The following is a 16,494-nucleotide window of genomic DNA, read 5'->3' as shown; positions in this document are numbered from 1 at the left end:
AACTTGTTCTGATAAATTGATTCCGTTTCATTACAACCTGTCTGGTTAAATCTTAATTGTGTAAGATTTTCCAGCCGGCATGCCAGTTGTAATTGTATTTCATGCCCAGCTTAATGAGCAGCAATTGCATGTTTTCCAGTATCCGGCTTTCTTTCAGGCCACCGGCAACAATAGGATTAAAGCCTGCAGAAGCTACCAGTTGGGTAACCGTTTCCACAGAGGGCTGATGATCACCTGCAATAAAGGCATCTACCTGTTTGCCATCGATCACAGGTTGAGCAAAATCAGCGGCAAAGGTGGTATTGAAGGCTTTTACTACTTTTGAGAGAGGCAATGCCTTTTGCAATTCTTCGGCAGCAGAGGTATCCGGAGAAGTCAGCAGGCCATCGAACGTATTATTTAATGGATTGGCAATGCTGATCACAATTTTTTGAGCAGCTACTTCGCTGATCTTTTGGGCAATCTCTTTTTCAGCCTGGTAAGGTACGGCCATAATAATGATATCTGCTTCCCAGCTGGCCTCTTTCGAGCAATTAATGGTTTCTACCTTCGCTGGAGCATTAGCTGATTTTATGTCTTGCAGTAAACCTTGTAGTTTATCCTGGTCATTGGCACAGAGAAGCAAGGGAAAATTGGCGGTTGCCAGACTCCTGGAAATAGCGGAACCCATACTACCTGTGGCTCCGATAATGGCTATGGTGGTGTTCGTTTTCATATCTTTATATATTTAATTGTTTTTGATAATACAAAGATACAACAGGCCCATAGCCTTTTGCCTTGATATATGATAGGAAATAGCCTTGACAAATGTCAAGGCTTACTTAAAAATCTGTTTGCGGATGCGGCTGAGGGTTTCCGGCGTTATCCCTAAAAAAGAAGCGACCAGGTGGAGGGGGACCTTATTGAGAATGGCCGGATATTCTTCCAGTAAACGGAGGTATTTTTCTTCTGCCGTGAGGCCCACCGTACCTTCGATTCTCCGTTGGAGGGCCACATAGGCATTCTGATATAAAATTCTCATATACGTTTCGTATTTAGGCACCTGTTGTAGTAAGCCCTGGTGATGTTCCCGGTCTAATAAAAGCAGTTCGCAGTCTTCCAATACCTCAATATGTAAGCCGGATGGTTCTCTGGTAAAAAAACTATACAAGTCAGCAATCCACCAGCCTTCGAAGGCAAACTGAATAACCCGTGGTGTGCCCTTTGCATCGGTGGAATACGAATACAAAACGCCTTTCTCCACAAAAGCAAGCTGGTTGCATACTTCTCCTTCCTGAATCAGAAACTGCCTTTTCCTTAATTTCTTTGGTTTAAAATAGCTCTTGCATACAGCTATTTCTACTTCTGTGGAGGGTACCTTTTCTTCAATGGATCGTAAAAGCAGTTCAAACATAAAAGGATGAGTTTGGGAGCGGATAGTAAAACTACTTTATTTCTCTTATCTAAAACACAGGCATACGTCTCTGTTTTTAGAAATTATATCCTGTTATCTTAGTCGTTTCATACAGAGAACTATATAAATTTTGGCCATGAAGAGAATGATCACAGGCTTGTTCGTACTGATAGCCTTTTGTGTAACTGCACAGGAAAAGAAATTTTCTATGGCAGCGGGCCTGAATATATACCAGGATTTGTTTAACAAAACGATGAGCGATAGTGTCACCTGCTTCCGTATTCCTTCTATTATTACTGCACCCAATGGCGACCTGATTGCGGCTATTGATGAACGGGTGCCTTCCTGCGGCGATCTGAAATTTAATCCGGATATCAATATTGTGATCCGCAGAAGCAGCGATGGGGGAAAAACATGGTCGCCCATCGAAAAAGTCGTTAATTTTCCATTGGGCCAATCTGCCTCAGATCCTTCCATGATCGTAGATCAGACGACAAAGGAAATATTTCTATTCTATAATTTTATGGATGTGGTGCAGGAGAAAGATGTCTACTATTTTCACATGGTAAAAAGTAAGGATAATGGAAAATCATGGAGCACACCGGCAGATCTCACTTCTCAGCTAACAAAGCCAGAATGGCGGTATGATTTTAAGTTTATTACCTCAGGCCAGGGTATTCAGACAGGTACAGGCAAACTGCTTCATACAATTGTACACCTCAAGCAGGGCGTATATCTTTTCGGAAGCGATGATCATGGAAAAACATGGTATTTTATTGATCATCCTATTCAACCGGCCGATGAATCTAAGGTAATCGAACTATCAGATGGCACCTGGATGGTAAATGCCAGGGTAAACACCGGTGGTATGCGGTATGTGCATACATCCTCAGATGAAGGGAAACATTGGACCTCAAAAGCTGATTCATCCCTTATTGATCCAGGCTGTAATGCAAGTATTATCCGCTACCCGGCTGCAATGGCAGGAGATGGCAAAAACCGCTTGCTTTTCTCTAATGTTAAAACGAAAGAAGGCCGCAGCAACCTGACCGTCCGCATAAGCTATGATGAGGGCAAAACCTGGACAGCCGGAAAAACGGTTTATACCGGTCCAGCCGCCTACTCAGATTTAACTATATTGAAAAACGGGGATATCGGATTGTTTTTTGAAAAAGATGAGTACAAAGAAAACGTATTTGTTAGTTTTTCATTAGAATGGCTAAGCAATGGCCGGGAAACATACAAGAAAGAAATAAGGAGATAGAGATCCGTATGATAGTGCAGGAAGTACATACCTATATTAATTTCAATACGCTAAATCTTGATAAGAAAATCAACATTCCATGTTATGGCAATAGATCTATTTTTATCAAAATCCCTTTACCTGCTCTGGGACCTGACATAACTCCTAACCTTTCCAACTCCTTCATCTGCTGGCATATCCAACTCTGTCCCGGCAGGTATACCTATACAAATTATTATTTTGAGAATCTGTAACCTGTAGAAAATTGCATCGAAAAAATTGATGTAACCGTAAGAGTTATACAAATCGTTAGTAGTTGTTGGCATAGTTCTGCACAATAATCGAATACAGGGAATGTTATAAGCAAAAAACCGAAATTCTTCAGTATCAGTATAAAACAACTCTTTCGGTTTACTTCTTCAAAAGGTTAAAGATTACTCTGGCAATGGCAAATAGCAAAGTGAGTCATGCAACGGATCAGGGCTTGAAAACAACGTTAATCAGTATACTGGCGAATGCGCTGCTTGCTATCGTAAAAGGAATCGCTGGTATTTTTGGTAATTCGTATGCCTTAATTGCAGATGCGATCGAATCTACCTCAGATATATTCTCTTCCTTGATTGTATGGGCAGGATTAAAGGTTGCGTCGAAAGGCCCTGACTCTGATCATCCGTATGGGCATGGCAAAGCAGAACCCCTGGCTACTATCGTGGTAGCTTTGTTGCTGATCGGAGCGGCTATTCTGATTGCGATTCAAAGTGTGAAGAATATACTTACACCCCATAAAGTACCTGCCCCTTTTACGCTTGTTGTATTGGGTGGCGTAATTGTACTGAAAGAATTTTTATTCCGGCGGATCAATCAAACAGGCAAGCAGATTAATAGTACGGCTGTAAAGGCCGATGCCTGGCACCACCGCAGTGATGCCATTACCTCTTTTACCGCATTTCTCGGAATTACCATTGCTTTAATTGGAGGCGAAGGCTACGAGAATGCGGATGACTGGGCGGCCTTAATTGCTTCAGTGATCATCGTGTTTAATGCCTACCATATTTTCATTCCTGCTATGGGCGAAATAATGGATGTGGCTCCTCCTGAAGAAATACTTGATGGAATCAGGCAAGTAGCGATGCAGGTAGAAGGGGTAAGAGGATTGGATAAAGCGTTGGTGCGAAAAATGGGGTTCGAGTACTTTGTTGATCTGCATGTACTGGTAGATGGCCACTTATCGGTAAAAGAAGGCCACCGGATTGCACATCAGGTGAAAGATGCCATTCTGCTGGAAAACAGGCAAATATATGATGTATTGATACATATCGAACCTTTTTAGACAGCCGTTTATAGTTTCTGCCGGAAATACCTGATACTTATACATACTCAAAGGCCAATGCATACCAGTGATCTTATGCATTGGCCTATATGATGAGAGCCTTAATATAATTACCTGTTTATCAATTTATAACACTATTGCAACTCAACTAATTTTTATCCCCATCTTGGCTGGGTATCGAAATCTACGCCCAGATTGGCTTTCCCCAGCAATTCTTTTGACAGGTAACTATTGGTTGGATGAATCCGGCCTAACCGGGCATCCCTGATGAGCCTCTCCAAACCTGAGGATGGAAAAATTCCAAATCCACCTGATATATCCAGGGCTTTGTCTACTATTTTCCAGTTGGCTTCCATTACCCGGCCTTTCATGGCAATGAATTTCAGCGGCCAGGCTGGTCCATAGTCTACACCAGAACTGTATTGATTGGCAATGAAATTGAGTTGAGCTTCCACTCCTTCCAGTTCCATAAATAATTCGCCTATATCCATCTGCACCCCGGCATGATGCACCATCGACTTTTTAGTCAATGCAATGGAACTTTTGGTTTTAATCTTTTCAACCGTGAGGTCAAACACCCGGCGCGACAAACTGTAATATACGTTGCTGATGCCGGTCAGAAACCAGAAGAAAAGGCCGGCAATATACCCATCCATCCCTTTAAAGCCAGCCGGTACTACCCGGAGAATATACTGATCCGGAACAAATACACCGTTCAGTATGGTATCATCACTTCGGGTGGCACGCATACCCAGTACATTATCCCAGGTCTGTTTTATTTCATAGCCAGATGATTCTCTGGGCATAAAGGCATGTACAATTTTCGGATTTTCCGGGTCACTGTCATCCAGGGCATGAATTCCCAGGTAGGACCATACCGGAGAAAGGCTTCCAAAAGATTTTCTTCCGGTGAACTTATAGCCTCCTTCTACTTTTTCAGCTTTGGTTGTAGACCATACCACCGGCAGATCATTTCCAGATTCAGCATGACCAGCGGCAAATACTTTTCCGGCGGCTGCCTCCCGTAAGAGCCATTCTACAGAGGTATCTCCCCTGCGCCAGTTATCAGCAGCGGAGCCTATCCAGTATAAATGCATATTGACACCAAGGGCAGTGGGCGCAGCATAGTAAGCTAGTTCCCGTTGTTTCTGGGCAACTTCTGCCAGCGACATACCGAAACCTCCTAATTCTTCCGGAACAGGCATCAGTAAATATCCTGCTTCCCGAAGATCTTCAAAGTCTTCGTGAAAAAACTTATTTTCACGGTCATACTGGGGCGCACGTTGGGCACACTTTTCATAAATCTCCTGGAGATTTTCTAAAGTACGGGGTTGGGTAATAACAGCCATAAATGTGTAAATAGAAGTGGATAAAAGGTTAGAAATCTGTCTAGTTAAAAATCAAGCAATGCTCACTAGGTAATACTAAATATTATATTGATTTCCAGCTGTTTGAGGGTAATCAAATATAATTATCCTGTAGGTAAAAACCAACAAAAATCGCATCAATTCCTGACGTATTTGACTCATAGTATTCCTGATTCAAATAATGATATATGGATATGTTACTGGTATTTTATTTACAAAAGAACTCGTAAGAATGTATAGCCAATGGTTCATTTCGTGGCCCGGTTTGCTTCTTCCTCACAAGTGCCCGACAGATGAGATACCCGTTTTACCTGCAGGTTACCAAAGGTGCGGGAGTAGGTGAGCCGGAAAATCCGTGGTTCGACAAATCTGGCTTGTATCGCATGGTTCAACTGTACAGCAGGCTGATGATTTACTACCCTAATACCCATCGTTCCGAGTATATCATCTGCGGTCAGTTTTAACAGTCCCTGATTATTTCTTAACTTTTTCTGCACACCTATATTTAGTCCTCCAAAGGCTTTCATATACCCAACGCCATACAAACTCATTGTCTGGTAAAACCCTGTAATTTCAGCAGAATAGTCGTGAGGAAGCCTTAATATATTTGCTATCTGGATATTCCCATAGGTTTTCTGTGCCTGTAGCGGAGTGCCTTCGTATACAGTTCGGTTCCGTTGCCAGTTTCCAACTATCTTATTTTGTACCTGCCACCAGGGAGCAATGTTTGACTGAAAGGAGAAGGTAAGGTAGTAGTGCTGAATATCTTTTAAATTCTCAGCTTGTGCATACTGCTGATTGGTTTGGGAATTTACATGGAATTGCAGTGGAAGAATTGGATTTTTAGAATAAGTATAGCCTAGCATTACCTGATATTTTTCTTTTACCTGGAAAGTGGCGGCCAGAGCATCTACCGTAGAAGGCCTTAAATTCATATTGCCAGAAAAGGCATCCGTAGGAAAAATATAGGCGGCTAGAAAGTTATATGCCGGACGGTGTAGGCTACGGGCATACGAAAGCTGTAGGCTGCTTGCTTGAGAAAACTCCCTGGAAAACGACAGGCTGGGAAGTAAAATACCCGAGCGCCGTTGTACCAATTCTTTATTCTGGGCATTATGAATCTGTGTGTGGCTATACTCCCAGCGCAGACTTGTATTTAACTTCGTTTTAGCATTCAATTGATGACTGATCGCAAGGTAAGCAGCCCCAATATATTCCAGCCTGTTCATCTGATAGCTGGCGGTACTATCCCTTTGCCATTGGTCTTGTTTAAATCTGTTCAACACTACCTGACTCTCCAGATTGGCCACGGAACCTTTTATACCAGCCTCTAGCTTACTTTGCTTGCTAAAGTGTTTTGTATAGTTCACGCTGCTCATTGCTACTTGTATCGGTATTTTTCTATCGACAGCAAAAGGATTGGTGCCGGAAGGAGTGTCACTACTATTTGAATTATTCTGGACAAAGTGGTGCAGATCATTGGCTTGTGAATAGAGATATCCCAGTTCCGCATTTAATTCCTGTTCCTTCGCAAACTGGTGGTGCAGTGACACAACACCTCTCCAATGGCTCCACTGATTTTTTTCCAGGTGTGTGAGAAGTACTGGCGTTGTGGCCTGATCTCCTTGCATCATATTCGTCCGGATGTTTTCATCATTTACAGTTACGGCATTGCTGAATCCGGAAAGTGAAGCATTCAGGCTGGTTCTCTGGCTCAGCCTATATTCCATTCCTGTATTGAGGGCATGATGGTATACCAATGGATTGCGTACGATGCTATCCCAGGTTTGTGTGGTTAAGCCTTGGTAATCAACTTTCCGGTAGTTAATAAAGGTTTGCCTGAAGTGATTGATCATAAAAAGGTAATCCGCATAAAGCGTGATTTTTCTGGTACGATGGGTAAGTTGCAGATTTGCCGATGACTTTTTTTGTGCCCCATATCCTGCCGAAAAAGAAACAGAACCGCTAGTACCATAGGCTGTATAATTCATTTGTGGAACGTCTAACCCTGTATGGTCTACTGCTCTTATTCCGGCAGAAAGGTTATATGCTTGGGATAGTAGAATGGGTGTAATGGTGATGTGCCTGATCACTGGCACCAAAGAGACACGTTCAACAGCAGGATTATGTCTGGTTGCTACAAGAGTAGAAAATACAGGATTCCTGGAGGAAAGGGTATCCATAGTATTTCGTTCTGTTTGCTTCGCACCAATAGATGGTTGACCTGCCACTTTTTCTAAACTACCGGTAAAGTTGCTGCTTAAGAAGGATTTCCCGGAAGTAATTATTTGCCCGGAAGCGAATTGAACGCCCACTATGAATAAAAAGTAAAGGGTAAAAATCTTTTTCATAATTGTAGCGGTTTCTGTAATACCTTACCAGATTATCTGGCATTGCTAGGTAGAGTGAGTGATATCATGCCTGATATGGCCACTTTTTGTTTGTAATCAACTATGTCAAAGGTAAGCGCCTGGCGAAGGAGAAACTGCCGCAAATGATTCAAATACTAGCAAAATTGATTCATCCGATATATGTTATAGAACTGTAGGGCAGAACTGATTAGCGTAATGCATCGGTAACTTATATGGGTAGAATGGCCCTTAGATGTGAACCTAGCAGGGTTAATTTTTTTTTGTATGGCCTGTAACGGATTTGCTATAGGCTTTGGGTGTTGTACCGAAACGCTGCTGAAAACACTTTGCGAAATAGGAAGGACTGGTAAAACCGGTTTCGAAGGCGATCTGGGTGATGTTGTCAAACTGGTTTTCAATGAGCGAAGCAGCTCTTTTCAGGCGGTATTCCTGCAAAAACTCATTGGGAGAAAAACCGGTCAGGGCATGTAGTTTCCGGTATAACTGAGCCCGGCTCATGCCTATTTCCTGGCTAAATTTTTCTACCCCAAATTGCGGATTGGATAACTCAGTCTCAGTGATTTCCATCACCTTTTGCAAAAACCGCTGATCCTGAGAGGGAATGGATAATTCACGAGGGGCAAGATGAATATTCTGCGCAAATTTTTCCTGTAGTTTTTCACGCTGCCTGATCAGGTTTTTTATTCTGGCAAATAATTCCTGCTCATGAAAAGGTTTCGCCAGGTAATCATCGGCGCCGGTTTCTAAGCCTGTTATTTTGCTGTATACATCGGCTTTGGCCGTGAGCAGGATAATAGGGATGTGGCTTGTCCGCTCGTCATTTTTCAGCTGTTGGCATAAGGCATATCCATCCATGTGGGGCATCATAATGTCAGAGATGATCAGGTCGGGAATTTCTTTAATGGCTTGCGCCAGTCCTTCTACCCCATCCCTGGCTTGAGATACAAAGTAGTCTTTGCTTAGTATTCCCACCATAAACCGGCTTAAATCCGGGTGGTCTTCAACTACTAATAGTTGCTTTTTGCCTCTACTTTTTTTGCCAGGTAAACTAACTGCCTTTTCTGATTGCGATTGTATGGGTTCTTCCTGTGCAATTACGTTAACTGGCTGGTCATCTCCTTCTTTTCCTGCCTTTTCACCCGCTGTAAAATGGGCAGCACCTACCGGCAGGTCAACAATAAATTCAGTTCCTTTCCCAAACTCGCTGTTTACAGAAATTTTTCCTTTATGCAATTCTACCAACTCTTTAACCAAAGCCAATCCCAGGCCACTTCCGCTTGCTTTCTGCTGAGAAGTATCTGTTTGATAAAACCGGTCAAACACCCGGCTTAGCTCCTTTGGCTTCATGCCCGGGCCGGTATCTGTTACCCGTATTTGCAGCCATTCCCCATCTTTATCAGGGCAACTGACCTCCAGTTGAACTTGCCCCTGTTCGGGAGTGAACTTAAAAGCATTTCCCAGCAGGTTAGTTATAATTTTACTGAGCTTATCCGAATCTGCATAGCCCTCGATCAACTCATCGGGCAACTGATACGAAAAGGCTATATTTTTTTGGCGGGCTAATGGAATAAAGGACTGGATACTGTTTTCAAAAAAACCCCGGATATCCATGGGCGTTACCTGCAGATGCATGTTTCCAGTTTCCAGTTTGGAAAGGTCCAGCAACTGGTTGATCAGTTGCAGCAGCCGATGGGCATTGCGGTGCATCATCTGGTATTCTTCGGGATTAATTTCTTTATTCGCCTTCGTTACTTTCCGCTCCAGAGGGCCCAGGATTAAAGTAAGTGGGGTACGAAGTTCATGGGAAATATTTTCAAAAAAGCGGGATTTGGCTTTTTCTATTTCGTGTTTTTTTTCCGATTCCAAACGGTTTTCATATAACAGGGCATTTTCCAGAGAAATAGCCATCTGGGTAGTTAGGATTTTTAAGGCATGTAAGCGATCGGATGAAAATACACCAGCCAGCAGATTGTTCTCCAGGTAAAAAATTGCCATCAGTTTCTCCTTTCTCAGAATGGGAAAACATAAGAGGGAGAGCGGACGGTAATATTGGATATACGGATCATAGGCATAGCGGCTATTTTGCAAGGCATTGTCTAACAAGATGGATTTTTGCGTTCTGGCTACAAACTGAACGATAGATAGTGGTAACTCCGTTGATTTCTCTATGGAAACCCCTTGCAGTACCTGTATATTTCCCCTGGCTAAGCCGGTGGCTTGAATAATTAATTGATCTCCTTGCTTTTCAATCAATATGCCTTTTACAGCTCCGGCCATTTCCAGTACATATTGCATCATTTTTTCAAGCAGGCCCGAAAGCACCATTTCTCCGGAAATAGCCTGGATAGATCTGATTATGCCTTCAAAATCCAGCGTCCGGCTTAGAGATTGCCCTTTCTCAATGGAAGAATGCAGGGAAATTTCCTCGTCACGTTTGAGTGCATGAATAAAATACTGTGGATATTTTGCTTCTAAATCTTGTACCTTGGCTATGGCTCCCCATTTCTGATATAATTGTCGGGCATTCAGAAAATAAATACCGGCAAAATCAGCTTTGCCAACCTGGTGCCAGTGCTTGGCTGCCAGTTGATTTCCTAAAGCTTCTATATGCGTAAAGCTATGTTTCTTTGCCTCGGCAATGGCACGGTCATACAATTCGGAAGCTTCCCACTTCCGGCCATCCAGGCGGGCTAGTTCTGCTTCTATTAATAGTTGTTTATGCAGAAAATTAGACGGACAAGCATCTGCCTTTAATTTGATTTTTCTATAACACCGGCCAATCTCCTGCCTGAGTTGTTGAATATCTGCTTGTGTGTGCGTTGCTAACAATAACTGGCTACAGGTGATTGCCTGATAAAAATGATAATCTGCCCACTTAATATTAGATTCCATTCTTACATGGGAAGAGGCAGATTGTTCTGAAGCAATCTGATAGGCTTCTTTATACTCCTCAAACCAGAATTTAGTCTGGATCTTGTTAAACCAGAGAAAGCCTTTTACAAGGCCTTGGTTGATTCGTTGAAGTTGCTCAGGCAAAAAACTTTCATCTGTAAGGTTATCTGCTTTTTCTCTTCGTTGCAGGTAAGCAGCCACTCTTTTTTCTAACGTGCAAGCATAATAGGATAATATAAAATTTACTTTCCGGCCAAATTCTGCTCCTTTGGCTCCATATTCTTCCACTTCTTTTAGATGATCTCCTTTATGGAACATGTGGATCGCCACATCCAGGTAATTAGCACTTGACTGCACCAGATCTCCCGCATCCCAGCCCACTTCAATGCCTCTGTTAAATATGGGTATCGTTTTACTTAAATGTTCTCCATAGGGCATTCCCCAAAAAGCAGATCTGCTGTACACTTGCGTTTTTTCTCTGGCTTTTGGGTTAGCATCTGCCAGTTGAATGGCAAGACGAGCGAAACGGTAGGCTTCCTGGTATTTATCTCCTGAGGCAAGAATCCGGCAATACATAGCAAACATATTCGCAGAAAGGTCAAACCGGCCATATTTAAAGGAACGCATGACACCTTGTAAAACGGCGAACTTCATTTGCGCTAACTGGTTGATATAGAAAGTTTGAAAGGCTAGTCCATACAAATTTTTCATTTGTACAATCAACTCCTGATCGCTTACTGGCGGGACATCAATAAAGTCGTGAATATTCTGTCGCTTGATGACACTTTCTATTTGGGCTTCCAGAGATGCAATTTCTTCTATTAGTACGCTTTCTGTTTGAGGTACATCAATTCCAGTTAAATGCAATCCGAGTACAGCTTTCTGATTGGCAGCTTCTAGTTTGAATAGACTAATGTATTGCCAGACCTGAAAAGCGAGAATATTGGCTTTTTCCAAGGCTGTTCTGGCATGTGTTAACAAAGTCTGGTAATGTTGTTCAGAAGATTCTTGCTCCCCAATAAGAAATTCACATTCAGCCCCCTGTTCATACAATGGAAAGGTAAGCTCATAATATTTCAGCCAGGCATCAGGAGGCAGTAAGTCAATACCATTCCTAAAATATTGAGCGGCTGGTTGAAAAGCCGATGCTGATTTAGCTTTCTGCCCGGCCTGCAAATTCAATGTAGCCAGTTGAACGCTTTCTTCTTCCTCCGAAATAAGTGCTTTTCCGGCATTCAACTGGTTTACAATTTCAAATAGCTGTTCATTGAGCAAATTTTCCGCATCCGCTTGCTCTTTTACATTATGGAGTAATAAAGTCCCGATCTGCCAGTGAACCCTACTCCGTTCATTTTCGGGGATGAGTGAGTAAACAGCTTGCTGAATCCGGTCGTGAGCAAATTTATAGGTTGCTCCATCGGAGATGATCATGTCTTCCTGCAAAGGCTTTTGCAATTCTCTGGAGGTCTGGTTGCTGTTTTTCTGATAGATGATCGCAAGCGTTTCTACTTGAAACGTGGTACCAATACAGGAAGCCAGTTTGAGTACTTGCTGCGAAGCCACTGGCATCCGGAGGATTTTTCCTGCCATGAACTCTACTACATTGTCTGTAATATTGAGCTGCCTGATTTTTTCTACATTCCAGTCCCAGCGTTTAAGAGAGGCATTATACTGCAACAGGTGAGCTTCATGAATGCTGTGCAGCAATTGCCGGACAAAAAAAGGATTTCCCTGCGTTTTGGAGAAGATGAGCTGTGTAAAAGGTAAACAATAACTGACCGGGCAATGCAGCGTATCGTTCAATAATTGTCCGATATGATCTACATTCAGGTTACTGAGCTGAATCTGGTAAATTTCTCTGTGCTGCTTTTGTATCTCCTGCCATTTTTCAAGCAAGGGATGCGTCTGGTCTACTTCGTTGTCGCGGTAGGAGCCAGTTAAAGTCAGATAACGGATCTGCTCACTAGTTGCTACTACTTTTAATAATTCCAGGGATGGGAAATCGGCCCATTGCCAGTCATCAATAAACATAAAAAGCGGATGTTTTTGCCCGCTAATGGCAGTTATAAAGTTGATTACGATCTGGTTAAAGCGGTTTTGATTTTCTACCGGACTCGCCTCCGCTACCTCTGGTTGTTTCCCGATTAATATTTCCAGGTTGCCTACTACATCCACTAACAATTTTCCCTGTGTACCTACTGCCTCCAGAATGGTTTTTTTCCAATACTCTACCCTTGTATGGCTCTCGGAAAGAATCTGATTGATAAAGGATTCAAACACCTGTATCCAGGCATAATAAGGAATGTTGCGGTAGTACTGGTCAAACTTTCCGCTGACAAAATACCCGCTTCTTTCGGTGATCGGTTTATGCAGGGTTTGCACCAGGGAAGTTTTACCTACGCCAGAATAACCGCTAATAAAAAGCAGTTGAAAATAGCCGGCACAACTTTTTTCCCATAACTGGAGCAGTTGAGCCATTTCTTTTTCCCGGCCATACAATTTTTGAGAGATCTGGAATTTTTCAGTAAAGTCGTTTTCTCCCAGGGAGAACTCAGTAATTTTTCCTTGCTGTAATAATTGATTGTGGCATTTTTGTAGATCAGCAACCAAGCCCAGGCAAGTCTGGTAACGGTCGTCTGCCTTTTTTTCAAGCAGCTTTGTAACGATGCTTGAAATTACTGCAGGAATTGTTGGATTCACTACATGGGGCGTAAAGGGAGTATGAGCGATGTGGGCATACATAAGCTCAAGCGGAGTATTGCTTTCAAAAGGTAATTTTCCGGTGAGCATTTCATAAAAAACAACCCCTAAGGAATATAAATCTGAGCGTTCATCTACAACCTGATTTAACCTGCCGGTTTGTTCCGGAGAAATATAGGCCAGTGATTCTTGTACAAAAGCAGGACTTTCCACATCCACATCTTTAACAGAGGGTTTTCCTGCTAAGCCAAAATCAATGAATTTAACTTCATCGCGGTTATTGATTAATATATTTTCGCTTGTAAGCTGGTTATGAAGTATATGCTGCTGATGTAAATTTCCGAGAATGCTTGCCATCTGGATACTTATAGTCAAAAAATGATCCTGGGTGAATGGGCTGTTTCGTAAACGCTCCTTCAATGTGGTTCCCTCAACGTATTCTAATTCTAAGATGAGTTTACCTTCCAGATTTTTGATGGCAAATGCTTTTCGAACGCCTTCTATGGACAGATGCCGGGTTATGTCAAGCTCATTTTTTAAGTAATTTTCTTCCTGACTTCCCTCACTATCCGAATGTAAAACCTTTCGTATTTTCTTTGTTTCCTCTTCAGGTACGTGAACTATATAGATAGCACATGCCTTTCCCTGATATATTAACTGACCATATGAAGGTGATTGGTCCATTGCGTTGTAAAAAATTACACAGGTGAAAGTTGCATTTGGGTATGTCCCGGAATAAGCCAGAAAAATACATGGCTTTGGTACCTTTTTAGGTAAGCACTCCCATAGTTAGTATTACAAAAGCAATTGTAAAAAATGTTTAATTCAATGTATTCTAATGCCATGCTGGAAACTGCCAGAAAAAATTCATTTACTAGCAATTTTGATTCATATAGGCATAGAGTCTGTTTTTAACTTTTCTCTTAACCGGCACAATTAAGGCTTTATGTATTCTCTGCTAGGCTATATCCAGGGCAACAATTTCTAAATCCTCGATCCTGGGAACTATTACAGTAAGCTTCCCTTCATTTATTTTAAAGGCAGGCTTTTGTCCGCTCACTAATAGCTGTACGGCTTTCACTTGTACTCCTTTCGGAAGTTGGATACTCACCTGTTGTTTATCTATGGGGATCAGTTCCCTAAAGGGACCTTTCATCATCATCGGATTGGTGAGGTTTACCAGATGAACCGTCATGGATTGTTTCTGCTGCCAAACGGTAACATCTACAATACCCGACCCTTTCACCTCCACAACTGGAGCTTCCTGTAATGCCCAGCGGATGGTATTAGCTAGCAATTTTCCATGATCGGCGCTCATGAGTTGCCAGAAAGAACGTTCCATATCACCGGGAATATAGGCAGTACGCCCTTTTCCAATCTCCCTTAAGTACAATTCTCTGGTCGTGCTTTCCGGTTCCCGCAGGTACACATCTTCCATCGGCAGATCGGGATAGGTAGGAATCAGCGTAACCGGACTGGGGAAGTCAGCTAAAGGCTTAACCTGTACCTGGTGAATGGTGTTAATGATCCGGTAGGCATCTTCCAGTTCAGTTAAAACGGGATGGAATTTTGCAGAGCCTGCTTCACTTTTCAGGCGAAGATAGCTGTTTCGCATGGGTCCTTCTACCTGCTGGTCATATGAAACACCAAACAGGTCTTTCAGGCCAAAATCTGTACGTTGTTTGCCTTCTTCGTTATATAGAGAAGTTTCAAATGTAGCCACAATGCTTCCTCCATTTTCCACAAAAGCACGCAACTGGCTGCACTGCGCATCTGAAAGTGCAGCTATGTTGGGCAAGATAAGTAGCTTGTATGGTTTAATACTCTGAGCATCCAGAAGCTGATCGTGCACCATTTCAAACGGAATACGGGCTTCAATAAGGGCATGGTACATGCCCAGGGCATGATCCTCACTTTTCTGCTGCCAGGACTTCCCGCCATAGTTGCGGCTGGTTTGTTCAGAATATACCATTCCTACCCTGGCTAGAGAGTCTGTATTTCGCAGATACTTTTCGTGTTTGTAATGCAACTGGTAAATATCTGCTATGGTGTCCATCCAGCGTTTATCATACATAAATCCGCCGAACTTTACAAAACAGGGAAGCAGGCCGTTTGCGGTACCTTCGGCTACCCATATCTTAATTTCTGCATTGCTTTGCACAGAATCTTTCCACCGGTATTGCTCTTCAATACCTACACTAAAAATTCCTACCTGGGGTTTCATTCCCATAGTGGCCCGTAATTCTTTGGCATGTTTCCCATTCGACCAGGGAGGAATCACCCCGCTTCTGGCCTGCTGATCGGCAAAAAAGAAATCAGAATGTTTGCCTGTTAATAATTTATCCGGAAAACCATTTGGAATATATCTGGCAGAAGGTTTTTGTTTCCGGATCTCTTTGTCCCACAAAAACCACAATTCTTTCAGCCGTTCTGTACGCCACTCGGTATACTTGCGGTAGGCAGGGTCCGACTTATCACCGCTGGCCATAGCGGTGCTTAGTCCGGAAGAGGTAGTGGCAGGCAATTCAAAGCCGGAAAAGGATTTAAAATTCTGTTTGCAGTGTTCGCAGTAACAGAGTCCATGCCCAGACCAGCGGTTGGAGAATATGGCATCCGGCTGATAGCGTTCCATGATCTCCTGATTCACCCGGGTCATAAAATCAAAATTATAGGGTCCTAAGGCACAGGTTACCCACAATTCTGGGTTTGCCCAGTGGCGGCGCTTTTTTCCATCGGCTGTTACATGAATATAATCCGGATGAGCTTCATACATATCTTGTCTGGTGGCATGTGGATCTGTGCGCAAAATAACAGACATATTCATCTTGCGGCATCCCTCCACCAGGTAGCCTAAGGGATCGGAATTACCAAGCCAGGGACTCCGGTGATGCAGGGGTATTTGAGTAGGATAGAAAGCCACCACTCCCCCGGCACTTAATAAAGCACCATCGGCATGAATTCGTTTGAAATAACCCAGCCAGAAATCGGGATCATACCTACCCGGATCATTTTCTACAAAAGCAAGCTGCGCCCATCGCATTGACCTGTCAAACCATAGTTTTTCCCTGGCAGCTTTATCCTTTGCCTGAACTTTTGCTATTGTTAAAAGGCTGGCTCCTCCAGCTGCGGATAGACCTCCGAGGAATGAAGCCGTCTTCATAAAATTTCTTCTGTGCATGGATGATTAATAAATTTGT

The 16,494-nt window shown here is 42.8% G+C and carries 8 protein-coding genes; 2 read left to right on the top strand and 6 right to left on the bottom strand.

Features of this window, described 5'->3' with window-relative positions:
- Window positions 1–52 precede the first annotated feature (52 nt).
- Entirely contained in the window at window positions 53–715 is a 663-nt protein-coding gene (locus GXP67_RS30920) for an NADPH-dependent F420 reductase (RefSeq protein ID WP_162446712.1), read from the bottom strand.
- Window positions 716–817: 102 nt separating this feature from the next.
- Window positions 818–1,393 (bottom strand): Crp/Fnr family transcriptional regulator, encoded by a 576-nt coding sequence (locus GXP67_RS30915; protein WP_162446711.1) that lies wholly within the window; start codon window positions 1,391–1,393, stop codon window positions 818–820.
- 136 nt (window positions 1,394–1,529) lie between these two features.
- On the opposite strand from GXP67_RS30915, the gene GXP67_RS30910 reads away from it, so the two are divergent.
- Window positions 1,530–2,657 carry a sialidase family protein gene (locus tag GXP67_RS30910; RefSeq protein WP_162446710.1) on the top strand — a complete coding sequence of 376 codons (1,128 nt, stop codon included), beginning with the start codon at window positions 1,530–1,532 and terminating at the stop codon, window positions 2,655–2,657.
- A 424-nt stretch (window positions 2,658–3,081) separates the two neighbouring features.
- Window positions 3,082–3,966, top strand: a complete 885-nt coding sequence (locus GXP67_RS30905) for a cation diffusion facilitator family transporter (RefSeq protein ID WP_162446709.1) — start codon at window positions 3,082–3,084, stop codon at window positions 3,964–3,966.
- 155 nt (window positions 3,967–4,121) lie between these two features.
- Here GXP67_RS30905 and GXP67_RS30900 read toward each other — a convergent pair whose 3' ends face one another.
- The 4 genes from GXP67_RS30900 to GXP67_RS30885 all read right to left on the bottom strand — a co-directional run bounded on the left by GXP67_RS30900 (window position 4,122) and on the right by GXP67_RS30885 (window position 16,475).
- Window positions 4,122–5,315 (bottom strand): acyl-CoA dehydrogenase family protein, encoded by a 1,194-nt coding sequence (locus GXP67_RS30900; RefSeq protein ID WP_162446708.1) that lies wholly within the window; start codon window positions 5,313–5,315, stop codon window positions 4,122–4,124.
- A gap of 266 nt (window positions 5,316–5,581) precedes the next feature.
- Entirely contained in the window at window positions 5,582–7,684 is a 2,103-nt protein-coding gene (locus GXP67_RS30895) for an outer membrane beta-barrel family protein (RefSeq protein ID WP_162446707.1), read from the bottom strand.
- A 270-nt stretch (window positions 7,685–7,954) separates the two neighbouring features.
- On the bottom strand, window positions 7,955–13,981 hold the full coding sequence (locus GXP67_RS30890) for an AAA family ATPase (protein WP_162446706.1): 6,027 nt from the start codon (window positions 13,979–13,981) through the stop codon (window positions 7,955–7,957).
- A 274-nt stretch (window positions 13,982–14,255) separates the two neighbouring features.
- Complete coding sequence (locus tag GXP67_RS30885; protein ID WP_162446705.1) at window positions 14,256–16,475, bottom strand: alpha-amylase family protein; 2,220 nt, start codon at window positions 16,473–16,475, stop codon at window positions 14,256–14,258.
- Window positions 16,476–16,494 lie beyond the last annotated feature (19 nt).

This window comes from Rhodocytophaga rosea, assembly GCF_010119975.1.
Lineage (GTDB): Bacteria > Bacteroidota > Bacteroidia > Cytophagales > 172606-1 > Rhodocytophaga > Rhodocytophaga rosea.
The sequence above is the reverse complement of the archived record's forward strand: the minus strand, read 5'-3'. Positions and strand labels throughout refer to the sequence as shown.

What these genes read in the sequence shown, in the direction of transcription:
- GXP67_RS30885 (WP_162446705.1), bottom strand. Translation starts at nt 16,475, where the DNA reads ATGCACAGAAGAAATTTTATGAAGACGGCTTCATTCCTCGGAGGTCTA.
- GXP67_RS30905 (WP_162446709.1), top strand. Translation starts at nt 3,082, where the DNA reads ATGGCAAATAGCAAAGTGAGTCATGCAACGGATCAGGGCTTGAAAACA.
- GXP67_RS30895 (WP_162446707.1), bottom strand. Translation starts at nt 7,684, where the DNA reads ATGAAAAAGATTTTTACCCTTTACTTTTTATTCATAGTGGGCGTTCAA.
- GXP67_RS30915 (WP_162446711.1), bottom strand. Translation starts at nt 1,393, where the DNA reads ATGTTTGAACTGCTTTTACGATCCATTGAAGAAAAGGTACCCTCCACA.
- GXP67_RS30890 (WP_162446706.1), bottom strand. Translation starts at nt 13,981, where the DNA reads ATGGACCAATCACCTTCATATGGTCAGTTAATATATCAGGGAAAGGCA.
- GXP67_RS30910 (WP_162446710.1), top strand. Translation starts at nt 1,530, where the DNA reads ATGAAGAGAATGATCACAGGCTTGTTCGTACTGATAGCCTTTTGTGTA.
- GXP67_RS30900 (WP_162446708.1), bottom strand. Translation starts at nt 5,315, where the DNA reads ATGGCTGTTATTACCCAACCCCGTACTTTAGAAAATCTCCAGGAGATT.
- GXP67_RS30920 (WP_162446712.1), bottom strand. Translation starts at nt 715, where the DNA reads ATGAAAACGAACACCACCATAGCCATTATCGGAGCCACAGGTAGTATG.